The organism is Streptomyces sp. WAC 04229 (assembly GCF_003947455.1).
Classification (GTDB): domain Bacteria; phylum Actinomycetota; class Actinomycetes; order Streptomycetales; family Streptomycetaceae; genus Streptomyces.
This window is the reverse complement of sequence record NZ_QHJH01000211.1, coordinates 1-12,261: the sequence shown is the minus strand read 5'-3', so window position 1 is coordinate 12,261 and position 12,261 is coordinate 1. Positions and strand designations below refer to the sequence as shown.

Here is a 12,261-nt window from a genome sequence, read left to right as displayed (position 1 = left end):
CGCGAGCGAGAAGCGGTAGTCGGGCGTACGGCCCTCTGCCTTGACCTCCTCGGGTGCGAACCAGAGCCGGGCGTCCCGCCGGATAGGGTCCCCCCGTGATCGAATTCGTGCGGAACGCCCGGCTCTGGTTCGCACCCGAGGAGGTCAAGGCAGAGGGCCGTACGCCCGACTACCGCTTCTCGCTCGCGAACGAGCGCACCTTCCTGGCCTGGCTGCGCACCGCCATGGCCCTGATCGGCGGCGGTTTCGCGGTGGACCAGTTCCTGCCCGACCTGCGCTGGGGCTGGCGCGTCGGCCTCGCGCTCGCGCTGCTCGCCTCCGGTGTGCTGTGCTCGCTGCGCGCCGTGAACCACTGGGTGCGCTGCGAACGCGCCATGCGCCGCGGCGAGGACCTCCCCGCCTCCCGCTTCCCGGCCCTGCTCAGTCTGGTCGTCGCGGTCGTCGCCGTGGCCATGGTCGTCGTGGTCCTCGTCGGCTGGGAGGGCTGACCGGTGAGCACGGACCGCGACCCCGGGCTCCAGCCCGAGCGCACCCGGCTGGCCTGGCGCCGCACCACCCTCTCCGGCACCGTCGTCGCCGTGCTCGCCGCGAAGACGGCGCTGCACGGCGGCGCGACACCCCCGTCCGTCCTGGCCGCCACCCTGTGCTGCGCGCTGTGGCTGGCCTTCCTCCGCATCGCCCACGGCCGCATCACCACCCTCGCCTCGACGAACCGCCCCCGGGCCCTCACCCCACCGCACGCGACGGCGGCAGCCCTGTGCACGGTCGCCATCGCCGTCTGCGGCGCGCTCCTCGTCCTCTGAGGCCCCCGGCCCGGAACACCCGTGGCACCGATCACGTTCCGCCCGCCCACTGGACGGCATACCGACCGGTCGGCATCATGAGACGCGTACTGTTCACCTGCCGCAGGGAGCGACGATGACCCCCGACCACCCGCCCGGACTCGATCTCGACCGGTTGCGCGAGCTGCTCGACCGCGAGCGGCCCGGCCTGGTGACCGGCCCGCTGTCCGGCCGGCTGATCGAGGGCGGACGCTCGAACCTCACCTACGCGGTCACGGACGGCACCGCCCGCTGGGTCGTCAGACGCCCCCCGCTGGGCCACGTCCTCGCCACCGCGCACGACATGAAGCGCGAGCACCGCGTCATCAGCGCCCTGCACCCCACGAACGTACCGGTCCCCCGTCCCCTGCTCCTCTGCGAGGACGAGGACGTCGTCGGGGCGCCCTTCTACGTCATGGAGTTCGTCGAGGGCACCCCGTACCGCACCGCCGACCAGCTCGTCCCCCTCGGCCCCGAGCGCACCCGCGCCGCCGTGCTGAACCTCGTCGACACCCTCGTCGAGCTGCACGCGGTGGACCCCGCCGAGGTCGGTCTCGGGGACTTCGGCCGCCCGGAGGGGTTCCTGGACCGCCAGCTCCGCCGCTGGGCCAAGCAGCTCGACGCCTCGCGCAACCGCGACCTGACCGGCATCGACGAACTGCACGCCACGCTCGGCCGGGAACTCCCCCGCTCGCCCGCCCCGGCGGTCGTCCACGGCGACTACCGCCTGGACAACGTCCTGATCGGCGGCGAGAACGACGAGATCAACGCGATCCTCGACTGGGAGATGTCGACCCTCGGCGACCCGCTCACCGACCTCGGCCTGCTGGTGATGTACAGCAGCCCGCTCGGCATGCCGGACTCCCCCGTCTCCACGACGGCCCAGGCCCCCGGCCACCCGGCCCCGGCCGAGCTGGTCCAGCGGTACGCCGACCGCTCGGGCCGCGACGTGGGCGCCGTCGCCTGGTACACGGCGTTCGCGTGGTTCAAGCTCGCCGTGATCCTGGAGGGCATCCACTACCGCTACACGCTGGGCAGGACGGTCGGCCCCGGCTTCGACCGCATCGGCGACCTCGTCCCCGTCTTCATCGAGCACGGCCTGACCACCCTTCAGAAGGGCTGACCCGCCATGGACTTCGCGTACGACGCACGCACCGAGGAACTCCGCGCCAGGCTGCTCGCCTTCATGGACGAGCACGTGTACCCCGCCGAGCAGGTCGCCCACGAGCAGCGCGCCCGCCTCGCCTCCCCCTGGGACACCCCGCAGGTCGTGGAGGACCTGAAGGCCGAGGCCCGCCGCCAGGGGCTGTGGAACCTCTTCCTCCCCGACGCCGAGTACGGCGCGGGCCTGACCAACCTCCAGTACGCCCCGCTCGCCGAGATCACCGGCCGCAGCCCGCAGCTGGCGCCCACGGCGACGAACTGCGCGGCCCCGGACACCGGGAACATGGAGGTGCTGGCCCAGTTCGCCGACGAGGCGCAGAAGAAGCAGTGGCTCCAGCCCCTGCTGGCCGGCGAGATCCGTTCCGCGTTCGCGATGACCGAGCCGGACGTGGCCTCCTCGGACGCCACGAACATCACCACGCACATCGAGCGGGACGGCGACGAGTACGTCATCACGGGCCGCAAGTGGTACATCTCCGGGGCGATGAACCCGGACTGCCAGATCTTCATCGTGATGGGCAAGACCGACCCGGACGGCGCGGACATCCGCCGCCAGCAGTCCATGGTCCTGGTCCCGCGCGACACGCCCGGGGTGAGGGTCGACCGGGCCATGCAGGTCTTCGGCTACGAGGACCACTACCACGGCGGCCACGCCGAGGTGACCTTCGACCACGCGCGCGTGCCGGTGTCGAACCTGATCGGTGAGGAGGGCGGCGGCTTCGCCATCGCCCAGGCCCGCCTCGGTCCCGGCCGCATCCACCACTGCATGCGGCTCATCGGGATGGCCGAGCGCGCGATCGAGCTGATGTGCCGCCGCGCGGTCTCCCGCGAGGCGTTCGGCAAGGCGCTGGCCCAGCAGGGCGTGGTCCACAACTGGATCGCCGACGCCCGGGTCACCGTCGAGCAGTTGCGGCTGCTGGTGCTGAAGACCGCCTGGCTGATGGACACCGTCGGCAACCGGGGCGCGCACACGGAGATCCAGGCCATCAAGATCGCCACGCCGCGCGCGGTGGTCGACATCATCGACCGGGCCATCCAGTTGCACGGCGCGGGCGGCGTGAGCCAGGACTTCCCGCTGGCGGAGCTGTACGCGGGCGCCAGGACGCTGATGATCGCCGACGGGCCGGACGAGGTGCACCAGCGCTCGCTGGCCCGCCGGGAGATCAAGAAGTACCTCTGAACGAGGCCGACCGGGCGAGGAGGCGCCCCCCGGAACCCCGGGGGGCCGTCACCTCACGGGCGCAGTGCCCGCAGCAGCAGGTCGGCGAGGTGGTCGGCGACCTCCTGCGGGCCCAGCGGGCCGTCGGGGCGGTACCAGGTGGACAGGTGGTGGACGGAACCGAAGTGGTAGTCCACCACCAGGTCCGCCGGGGTCTCCTTGGTGAAGACCCCGGCCCGCTGGCCCTCCTCGATGAGCGCGCGGAAGCGCTCGTGGTAGCGGCGCCGCTCGGCCCGCACCTGCTTGTTCTTCTCGGGGCTCAGCTGGTGCATGGAGCGGAAGAAGATCGACGCGTCGTCGAGGTTGTCGATGGTGGTGACGACGACGTCGGCCGCCGCGTCCCGCACCCGCTTCTCGACCGGCTCGTCGGATTCCGCGAAGGCGTCGAGGCGCTCCTGCTGGAGGCGCAGCACGCGCGCGTAGACCTCGTGCAGGAGGTCGTCCTTGGAGCCGAAGTAGTGGTACAGCGCTCCCTTGGTGACGCCCGCCGCCTCCACGATCTCCTGTACCGAGGTGCGGTCGTAGCCCTGCTCCGCGAAGAGCCGGGTGGCGGCGGCCAGGAGCCGCTGCGGCACCGGAGTGCCGTCCCCGTCCGTGGTCCTGGGCACTGCCGTCACCTGCCTTTCCGTTCAACTGTCCGTCTTCACTGTCCGTCGTCGTGCTTACGGGAACGCAGTTCCCGACGGAGGATCTTCCCACTCGCCGTCTTCGGCAGGTCGGGCAGGATCTCCACCTGACGCGGGTACTTGTAGGCGGCCAGTCTCTCCTCGCAATAGGCGGCGAGTGCGTCCGGGGCCGTGTCGGCACCCGGACGGAGGCTGATGTACGCCTTGACCGTCTCTCCCCGGTACCCGTCGGGCACGCCGACGACGGCGGCCTCGCGCACCGCCGGATGGGTGTAGAGCACGTCCTCGACCTCGCGCGGCCAGACCTTGAACCCGGAGGCGTTGATCATGTCCTTCTTGCGGTCGACGACGTAGAGCCACCCCTGGGCGTCCATGAAGCCGATGTCGCCGGTGCGCAGCTCGCCGCCGGGGAAGGTCTCGGCGGTGGCGTCCGGGCGCCGCCAGTAGCCGGGGACGACCTGCGGTCCGCCGACGACGATCTCGCCCTGCTCCCCGAGCGGCACCTCGGCGCCCAGCTCGTCGACGACGCGGACGACGGTCTCGGGGCCCGGCACGCCGACCGCGAGGGTCCCGGAGGCGGGGTCCACCGGGGCCTCCAGGTGCGGCGGGACCGAGGCGCACGGCGCGGTGCACTCGGTCAGTCCGTAGCCGTTGCGGATGTACGGCCCGAAGCCCGCGCGGAACTTCTCCACCAGGGCCGGCGGCAGCGGGGCGCCGCCGGAGGAGATGTTGGCGAAGGAGGCGAAGTGCTCGCGGGTGACGGACGGCTGGGCGGCCAGCGCCATGAAGGCGGTGGACGGGCCGACCGTGTAGTGCGGCCGGTGCTCGGCGAACGCGTCCAGCACGACGCCCGGCTCGAAGCGGTACGCCAGCACCAGCGTGCCCGCGCTGTTCAGGCAGGCACCGAACTCGCAGACCATGCCGGTGATGTGGAACAGCGGCGCCAGCGCGAAGTAGACCGGGGCGTCGGGCAGGCCGAGTCCGGTGCGCTGGCGTTCCGCGTTGTACATGATGTTGCGGTGGGTGTTGGTGGCGCCCTTGGGGGTGCCGCTGGTGCCCGAGGTGTAGCTGATGAGCGCGGTGCCGTCCGACGCCGGGTCGCGCCCCTCGGGCGCCGGGTGGCCGGCACGGGCGGCGGCGGTGAGGTCGTCGGCGTCGCCGGTGTCCGGAAGCCGCTCGAAGGTCAGCACGCGCGCGTCCCCGCGGGTCTGGAAGTCCAGCTCGCACGCCGTGAGCACGATCCGCACCGGCGAGCCGGACGCCGTGTCGCGCAGGTACGACTCCCAGGCCCGGTCGGAGCAGACCAGCGCGGCCACCTCGGCGTCCCGCAGGACGTGGCCGACCTCCCCCGACTTGTACATCGGGTTGACCGGCACCACGATGGCGCCCGCCTTCCAGGCGCCCAGGACGGCGAGCACGAAGTGCGGGGAGTTCTGCAGCACGACCGCCACCCGGTCGCCGCGCTCCAGGCCGCGCGCGGCGAGGTGCCCGGCGACGGAGTCGCTCAGCCGGTCCACCTCGTGGTAGGTGAGGCGGCCGTCGAAGTAGGCGAGGAAGACGCGGTCGGGGGTCTCGGCGGCGACCCTGCGCAGGGCGTGCACCAGGGAGGCGTCGGGGTCGAGCGGTGCCTTCTGGGCGTCGGTCAGCAGGTCGAGCCAGGGCTTGGCCGCGTAGGGGGAGCCGGTCATCGGGCGTTCCCCTCCTCCCACTGCCGCTGGAGCCGGTTCATGCCGTGCAGCCAGCGGTCGGGTTCGGCGGCGCGGGCCTGGTAGTACTCGGCGACCTCCGGGTGCGGCAGGATCAGGAAGCGGTCCTCCTCGATGCCCTTGAAGAGGGCGTCGGCCACGTCCTGCGGCTCGATCGCGGTGGGCTGGAGCACCAGTTCGCCCGCGCTGCCGCTCGCGGTGAGCATGTCGGTGCGCACGCCCTGCGGACAGATGGCGTGCACCTTGATCCCGCGGTGGCGGTACGTCAGGGACAGCCACTCGGCGAAGGCGTAGGCACCGTGCTTGGTAACGCTGTAGGGGGCGGCGCCGATCATGGTGAGCAGTCCGGCGGCCGACACGGTGGAGACGAAACGGCCGCTGCCGCGCTCCAGCCAGTCCGGGATCAGTTCGTGGGCCGCGCGGACGTGGGCCATCACGTTGACGTCCCAGGCGAGCGCCCAGACGGCCTCCTCGGCCGCCTCGGTCCCCCCGGAGCCGACGCCCGCGTTGGCGCAGTACACGTCGACCGTGCCACCCAGCGCCGCCCGGGCCTCGCCGACGATCGCGGAGGCGTCACCGGGCACCGCGATCCCGCCGATCTCGTCGGCCACGGCCCCGGCCCGGTCGGCGTCGAGGTCGTTGACGACGACGCGGGCGCCCTCGGCGGCGAAGCGGCGGGCCAGCGCGGCCCCGATGCCGCCTCCCGCCCCGGTGACGACGACTCCGGCATCCTGCACGGCTTCCACGATCGGTCTCCTTCGACGCGGCTCGGGCACTGCTGACTCCCCGTTGCAGCGCCAGACTAACCAGTCGGTATGTACGACGGAAGGGGCGAAGCGCGGTCTACTCCATTCCGTGCGACCCACGGTGCGGGTTAGCGTGCGTGCGCATGACACCCGCCGCGATCACGGAGGTCACCGCATGACGCTGTCCAGACGGAATCTGCTCGCCACGACGGCCGCGGTGGCGGCCGGAACCACCACGGCGGCGGCCGCCGGCCCGGCCCAGGCGGCGCCCGGCGGCCACGGCGGCCGCCGGCTGCGCACGGGCTTCGAGCGTCTCGCCGACGACGGCTACGCCGTGCTCGACGGCCAGAAGGCCGGCGTGGTCACCAATCCGACCGGCATCACCCGGGACGTCCGCCACATCGTGGACGTCATGCATGCCGACGACCGGGTGAACCTCACCGCCGTCTTCGGCCCCGAGCACGGATTCCGCGGCACCGCGCAGGCGGGCGGCTCCGAGGGCCGCTACGACGACCCCGCGACCGGGCTGCCGGTCTACGACACGTACCTCAAGAGCGGGCAGCCGCTCGCGGACGTCTTCACGGCGTCCGGCGTGGACACCGTCGTCTTCGACATCCAGGACGCCGGGGCGCGCTTCTACACGTACATCTGGACGCTGTTCGACTGCATGGAGGCCGCGAGGCTGGCGGGGAAGCGGTTCGTCGTACTGGACCGGCCCAACCCGGTGACCGGGCGGGCGGCCCTCGGCCCGGTCCTGCACAAGGAGTTCGCCACCTTCGTCGGCCGTCAGCCGATCTCCCAGGCGCACGGCATGACGGTCGCCGAGCTGGCGCACCTCTTCAACCACGAGTTCCTGCCGTCGCCGGTCCCGCTGGAAACGGTGACGATGACGGGCTGGCGGCGCCCGGAGTTCTACGACGCCTCGGGGCTGCCGTGGGTGCCGCCGAGCCCGAACATGCCGACGCCGGAGACGGCCCTGGTCTACTCGGGCACCTGCCTGTTCGAGGGCACGAACCTGTCGGAGGGGCGCGGCACCACCCGCCCGTTCGAACTGCTCGGCGCCGAGGGCGTCGACGGCGCCTGGGCCGCCGCCGTCAACGGACTCGACCTGCCCGGCGTGCGTTTCCGGGAGGCGTACTTCGCGCCGACCTTCTCCAAGTTCCAGGGGAAGACCGTCGGGGGCGTCCAGCTGCACGTGCACGACCGGGAGGCCTTCGACCCGGTGCGCACCGGAATCGCGCTCCTGGTGACGGCCAAGCGGACCTGGGACGGTTTCGCCTGGCGGCCGGACAACTGGATCGACAAGCTCACCGGGTCCACGCAGGTGCGCACGATGATCGACGCGGGCGCCGACACCGACGAGGTGGTGGACGGCTGGCAGCGGGAACTGGCGGCGTTCCGCAGGACCCGCCGCCAGTACCTGATCTACCGCTGAGACGGTGACCGGCCGGTCACCGGTGTGACGTGAACTCCACGACCTGCTGGTAGGTCGGCCGGTTCTGCCAGCTGATCCCTCCGTGTTTGATGCCGCCCAGGGTGCGGTGGACGACCGAGTCGGCGCACCACTGGTCGCCCGCCGAGCAGGTGTCGTCACCCGGGTAGACCTGGGCTGCCGTGCGGCCCGAGGCCTCCTTCAGGGTGGCGACCAGGGTGTCCCGGCAGGCGGCGAGGTCGCCGCCGCCGCAGTACTCCCGCGCGAGCGGTCCCCGGACGGACTCGCCGAGCACCGCCCTGATGTCCTTGTCGACATAGCTCCACCAGCCGTACTGGAAGGCGCTGCCGGCGTGGGCGCCGGTGGGGCCGTGGGCGGCGGACGGGGACTCGTCGACGGGCAGGTTGGCGGCGAAGGCGGTGTACAGGTCGCTGCCGAGGCCGGGTTCGAACTCGGCCTTCACCAAAAGCGGCCACCAGGCGTCCAGGGTGCGGATCGCGTCGGCGTGGGCGTACTGCTTCGAGCCGGCCGAGGTCTCCGTGCGCAGGCCGCCCGCCGCGCGCCAGGCCTTGAGCCGGTCGACGGCCGCCCGGACGTCCGGGTCGGTGACCGGAGCGGAGTCGATCACCTTCAGCAGGTCGGGCAGCACGTCCTCGGCCCGCAGGTCGGCGAGGCCCGCCTCGGCCATGGCCCGCACCAGTGCGGCGCGGGTGACGCCGCCCTCGGCGACCAGCTTCCTGACCCGGTCGTCGAGGAGGTTGCCGCGGTGGACGGAGCCGTTGCCCCAGGAGGAGGCCGGGTAGTCCTTGGCCTGTTTGTTGTTCCAGGAGACGTAGTAGTCCTGGTCGACCGACTGCGGGTGGGCGGCCGCCTCGGTGTACCGGGCGGTGTTGTCGTCCGCGTCCCAGCCCCGCCACTCGTACGGTTGCCGCGCCCAGACCGGGAACTCGGCGTCGACGCCGTTCGCCCGGACCGGGTTGTCGCCGCTGTTGTAGTACGCGGTGTGCTCGGAGTCGGCGTAGAACCAGTTGAAGGTGTAGTTGATGTGCTGGACGGCGCTCCGGAACCGCTCGGGGCTGTCGAGGTAGTCCGGGTCGTTGAGCATCTGGAAGCCGATGATCGAGTCGGCCTCGTGCAGGTAGGAGGAGCGCAGGGTGGTGTACGCGACCTTCTTGCCGCCGACGGTGGCGCGGTGTTCGACCGGGCCGTACTTGGTGCGCCACACCCGCATCGTGTAGGAGCCGGCCTTGGTGCCGTCGGCGACGGTCGGCTTCCAGGCGTTCTTGCGCTCGATCTTCTCCATCGGGGTGCAGGTGCCGCGGTAGAGGTAGTGGTAGTCGTCCTGGCAGAGTTCGACGGCGTAGGTGTCGATGATGTCCTGGCCCGAGGTGGTCGCGCTCCACGCGTAGTCCTGGCCGCGGCCGAGTTCGACGTACATGCTCAGGCCCGCGAAGGAGGCGCCGCGGGCGCTCAGGCCCGGGCCCTGGATCTCCTGGAGCATGAGGAGCTGGGGCGCGAAGTAGCCGGTCTGCGGTCCGAAGACGGCGACCGGGTGGCCGCTGGCGGTGTGTTCGCCGCTGACGACGAGGGCGTTGGACATGCCGCGCCGGGCCGACGTCACGGCCGCGTCGGCCGCCTTGGTGGAGGCACCGGTCGCGTTCGCCGTGGCCGCGCTGCCGGTGCGGTCGTAGATCAGCGGTTCCGCCTCGACCGAGCCGGCGTCGGGCAGGGCGCGGCCCTGCGGGTCGTCGGGCCTCGGCAGATAGGGGAAGCTGCCGTCCTGCTGGGTGAGGACGGCCTCGGGGTCGTTGCGCTGGCGGAAGGACTCCCAGACCTCGGTGCCCTCGGCCACGCCGTACTTCTCCTGGGCGGCGAGCAGGGAGCGCGCGTTGCCGACCTCGCCGCCGCCTCCGGCGCCGAAGAGGGAGCCGATGACCGAGGCCAGCGCGATCAGGTCGGTGCGCTTGAAGCGCTCGATGGTGCCGGCGTTGGTGATGGCGTTCTTGTGGCCGGTCAGGACGTACTCGCCGGGGAAGTAGCGGCCGCGGTCGGAGCGGTCGATGTAGGCGTTGATGCCGGCGACGTAGGCGTCCACGTCGGCCAGGGCCAGCTCGCCGCGTTCGCCGGCCTTGGCGGCGGCGCTCTCGATCTGCGCCTCCAGGTCGGCCTCGGTGTACGGGGCGCTGCGCCAGAACTGCTGTTCCAGGCCCTGGTTGGCGGGGGCGCCGCCGGCGAAGGGGGTCAACTGGCCGCGTCCGACGTGCCGGAAGAGGTCCATCAGCCACAGCCGGTCCTGGGCCGCGGCGTAGCCGGCGCCGAACTCGGTGCCGTAGCGGGTGGTGCCGGTGATGTGCGGCACACCGGTCTTCTTGTCGCGGACGATGGTCACGTCGTCGCGGCCCGCGGGGCGGAGGGTGGAGGCGACCTGGCCGGCGGGGACGCCGAAGGAGGCGTCGTTGAAGAAGTCGTCGATCTTGTCGTTGGTGAGGGCGGAGTAGCCCGTGGCGAGGTCGGCGTACGGGCCGAGCTGGTCCTCGGCGTGGGCGGGCTGGGTGCCGAATGCCTGGTTGAGGAGGATTTCGGCGAGAGTGGCGTTGCCGTTCTGGCCGGGCGGGAGGATGTCGGAGCACTGTCCTGCGCAGTGATCCTGGGCCGTCGCTTCGGCGGTGGCGGCTTCGGCGGATTCCGTGTCGGCGGCCATCGCCGGGGAAAGCGGCGACAAGAGACCGGCGATGAGGGCGCATACGGACGCGCCCTTCAGGAACCCGTGGAGGCCGCGGGGAGTTCTCAGTCTGTCGAGGGCGTCGCGTGGGGTGCGTCGTGGCATGGCAGCTCCTCCCGACGGGGGTGTGGCGGGACGTTACCGCCGGTATCCCCGAGTTGGAAGATGAACATGCGTCACTTTTTTCCAGTGGGTGGATCGGCTGATGGGGGGCATCGGAAATCGGATGGAGCCGAATCGGTTGTCGATACGTCTATTCGGCGACGTCCGTACGACGACGCCGAAGTGACCCGAGTACAGGTGCAGGTGTGACGGAGGTGCAGGGCGATGGCCGGTTTCCGAAGTCTGGCGAGACAGGTCCGCGATCCACGGTGCGACCTGGCGCTGCGGCGTTATTCGCTGCGCAAGTGCCTTGAACGTTTTGCCCCTTATGGGCATAGGGCCACCTGGGACCATCTCTGCTCCAGGGCGGGGTTCGGTCCCGAGGACCGCTCCCCCGACCCGGTGCGGCTCGTGGCCGCACTGGAGGAGCTGGAGGAGGCGCGTTCCGTGTGGCTGGCCTATGAGGACGAGTTCGCCGAGCGGCGCAGGAAGGAGAAGCACGACGGGCTGCGCAGGCCGGGCAGCGTGGACGACTGGCACCGGCTGACCTGGGGCGGTTTCGGTGTCGCCTGGTGCGACGACCCCCGGGTGCATCCCGACGGGCCGCTGGCGGAAGTACTGCGCCGGCTGATCTCGGCGCTGGAGCGGGAACCGGGCTCCGTCTGCCCGGTGTGCGACGGGGAACGCCTCGTCTGGACCTACGACCTCGACCACGAACCTTCGACGGGGCCCGTCTGCGCGGAGTGCGGGATCCTCGTACCGCGGCCGGTCCTCACCCCCGACGCGCTCGCACAGGCCCGGCGGGGGCGACGGCTGCTGATGTCGGCGTAGCCGGACTCGCGGGGGTGTGCCGGGGAGGCCGCACCCCCGACGACCGGCGGCCGGCGGGTGTTGTCAGTGGCGCCCGGCACCATGGGGGGATGGTGCAACTGTGTGCGAACGGGGGCCGGGAGGCCGCCGACGGGGCGGCGGTCCCGCTGTCGCCGGAGGCGCTCGCGGACTCCGTGGCGGCAGCGGTCGCCGCCGGTGCGACGGATGTCCACGTCCACCCGAAGACACCCTGTGGCCGGGACACGTTGTCGCCGCGCGTGCTCGCGGCCACGCTGGAGGCGGTGCGCGCGCGGGTGCCGGCCCCGGTTCCGGTCGGCGTCACGACGGGCGCCTGGGCGGAGCCCGACCCGGCCGACCGGGTGGCGCGGATACGGAGTTGGACGGTGCTGCCCGACCACGCGTCGGTCAACTGGCACGAGCCGGGCGCCGAGGAGACCGCGGCCGCGCTGCTGGAGCGCGGGGTGGGCGTGGAGGCCGGCATCTGGTCGGGCACCGACGGGGCGGCACGCTTCCTGCGCTCGCCGCTGGGACCGAGGGTGTTGCGGGTACTGGCCGAGGTCACGGACACCGGACCGGCGACCGCGCGTGACACCGCACGAGCCCTGCTGTCCACGCTGGGCACCGCGCACGGCCGCCCGGTCCTGCTGCACGGCGAGGACGCGGGCACCTGGCCGGTACTCCGCCTCGCCGGCCACCTGGGCCTGCCGACCCGGATCGGCCTGGAGGACACCCTGCTGCTGCCCGACGGCAGCCGTGCCGCCTCCAACGCCGAACTGGTGAGGGCGGGCCTCGCGGAGTGGGCCTCGGCACGGCGGGGCGGGGTGTGACCACCATGCCGGGGCGGCGCAACGCCGCCGCACAAGCGGGTGTCGGGGGCCGCACGGGGTGTGCG

At 72.2% G+C, this 12,261-nt stretch carries 11 protein-coding genes; 7 read left to right on the top strand and 4 right to left on the bottom strand.

What is annotated here, in order from left to right; genetic code table 11:
• Positions 1-95: 95 nt before the first annotated feature.
• The 4 genes from DMH12_RS33070 to DMH12_RS33055 all read left to right on the top strand — a co-directional run bounded on the left by DMH12_RS33070 (position 96) and on the right by DMH12_RS33055 (position 3,165).
• Positions 96-488, top strand: a complete 393-nt coding sequence (locus tag DMH12_RS33070; RefSeq protein ID WP_125495061.1) for a YidH family protein — start codon at positions 96-98, stop codon at positions 486-488.
• Positions 489-491: 3 nt separating this feature from the next.
• Positions 492-803: a DUF202 domain-containing protein gene (locus tag DMH12_RS33065; RefSeq protein ID WP_125495060.1), complete on the top strand. Its 312-nt coding sequence runs from the start codon at positions 492-494 to the stop codon at positions 801-803.
• A gap of 115 nt (positions 804-918) precedes the next feature.
• The gene (locus DMH12_RS33060) at positions 919-1,944 is read left to right on the top strand and encodes a phosphotransferase family protein (protein ID WP_125495059.1); all 1,026 of its coding nucleotides are present in this window, start codon (positions 919-921) and stop codon (positions 1,942-1,944) included.
• A 6-nt stretch (positions 1,945-1,950) separates the two neighbouring features.
• Positions 1,951-3,165: an acyl-CoA dehydrogenase gene (locus DMH12_RS33055; RefSeq protein WP_125495058.1), complete on the top strand. Its 1,215-nt coding sequence runs from the start codon at positions 1,951-1,953 to the stop codon at positions 3,163-3,165.
• 53 nt (positions 3,166-3,218) lie between these two features.
• On the opposite strand, the gene DMH12_RS33050 is transcribed toward DMH12_RS33055, so the two are convergent.
• From DMH12_RS33050 to DMH12_RS33040, 3 genes are read right to left on the bottom strand one after another with little or no spacing between them, the layout of a single operon-like run.
• Positions 3,219-3,812: a TetR/AcrR family transcriptional regulator gene (locus tag DMH12_RS33050; RefSeq protein ID WP_125495057.1), complete on the bottom strand. Its 594-nt coding sequence runs from the start codon at positions 3,810-3,812 to the stop codon at positions 3,219-3,221.
• A gap of 35 nt (positions 3,813-3,847) precedes the next feature.
• A complete protein-coding gene (locus DMH12_RS33045) occupies positions 3,848-5,518 on the bottom strand; it encodes a class I adenylate-forming enzyme family protein (RefSeq protein WP_125495056.1) in 1,671 nt (556 codons plus the stop codon).
• The gene (locus tag DMH12_RS33040) at positions 5,515-6,285 is read right to left on the bottom strand and encodes an SDR family oxidoreductase (RefSeq protein ID WP_125495064.1); all 771 of its coding nucleotides are present in this window, start codon (positions 6,283-6,285) and stop codon (positions 5,515-5,517) included. Before DMH12_RS33040 ends, DMH12_RS33045 begins: the two co-directional genes overlap by 4 nt.
• 172 nt (positions 6,286-6,457) lie before the next feature.
• Here DMH12_RS33040 and DMH12_RS33035 point away from each other — a divergent pair, with 172 nt between their 5' ends.
• Positions 6,458-7,717, top strand: coding sequence for an exo-beta-N-acetylmuramidase NamZ domain-containing protein (locus tag DMH12_RS33035; RefSeq protein WP_185832699.1), 1,260 nt, complete (start codon positions 6,458-6,460; stop codon positions 7,715-7,717).
• Between the two features lie 16 nt (positions 7,718-7,733).
• Here the strand turns inward: DMH12_RS33035 and DMH12_RS33030 are convergent, their stop codons facing one another.
• On the bottom strand, positions 7,734-10,541 hold the full coding sequence (locus DMH12_RS33030) for a penicillin acylase family protein (protein WP_185832698.1): 2,808 nt from the start codon (positions 10,539-10,541) through the stop codon (positions 7,734-7,736).
• Between the two features lie 222 nt (positions 10,542-10,763).
• Between DMH12_RS33030 and DMH12_RS33020 the strand changes: the two genes are divergently transcribed.
• On the top strand, positions 10,764-11,369 hold the full coding sequence (locus DMH12_RS33020; protein ID WP_125495054.1) for a hypothetical protein: 606 nt from the start codon (positions 10,764-10,766) through the stop codon (positions 11,367-11,369).
• Positions 11,370-11,458: 89 nt separating this feature from the next.
• Complete coding sequence (locus tag DMH12_RS33015) at positions 11,459-12,196, top strand: 3-keto-5-aminohexanoate cleavage protein (RefSeq protein ID WP_185832697.1); 738 nt, start codon at positions 11,459-11,461, stop codon at positions 12,194-12,196.
• Positions 12,197-12,261: the final 65 nt, after the last annotated feature.

What these genes read in the sequence shown, in the direction of transcription:
- DMH12_RS33060 (WP_125495059.1), top strand. Translation starts at nt 919, where the DNA reads ATGACCCCCGACCACCCGCCCGGACTCGATCTCGACCGGTTGCGCGAG.
- DMH12_RS33055 (WP_125495058.1), top strand. Translation starts at nt 1,951, where the DNA reads ATGGACTTCGCGTACGACGCACGCACCGAGGAACTCCGCGCCAGGCTG.
- DMH12_RS33045 (WP_125495056.1), bottom strand. Translation starts at nt 5,518, where the DNA reads ATGACCGGCTCCCCCTACGCGGCCAAGCCCTGGCTCGACCTGCTGACC.
- DMH12_RS33035 (WP_185832699.1), top strand. Translation starts at nt 6,458, where the DNA reads ATGACGCTGTCCAGACGGAATCTGCTCGCCACGACGGCCGCGGTGGCG.
- DMH12_RS33030 (WP_185832698.1), bottom strand. Translation starts at nt 10,541, where the DNA reads ATGCCACGACGCACCCCACGCGACGCCCTCGACAGACTGAGAACTCCC.
- DMH12_RS33020 (WP_125495054.1), top strand. Translation starts at nt 10,764, where the DNA reads ATGGCCGGTTTCCGAAGTCTGGCGAGACAGGTCCGCGATCCACGGTGC.
- DMH12_RS33015 (WP_185832697.1), top strand. Translation starts at nt 11,459, where the DNA reads ATGGTGCAACTGTGTGCGAACGGGGGCCGGGAGGCCGCCGACGGGGCG.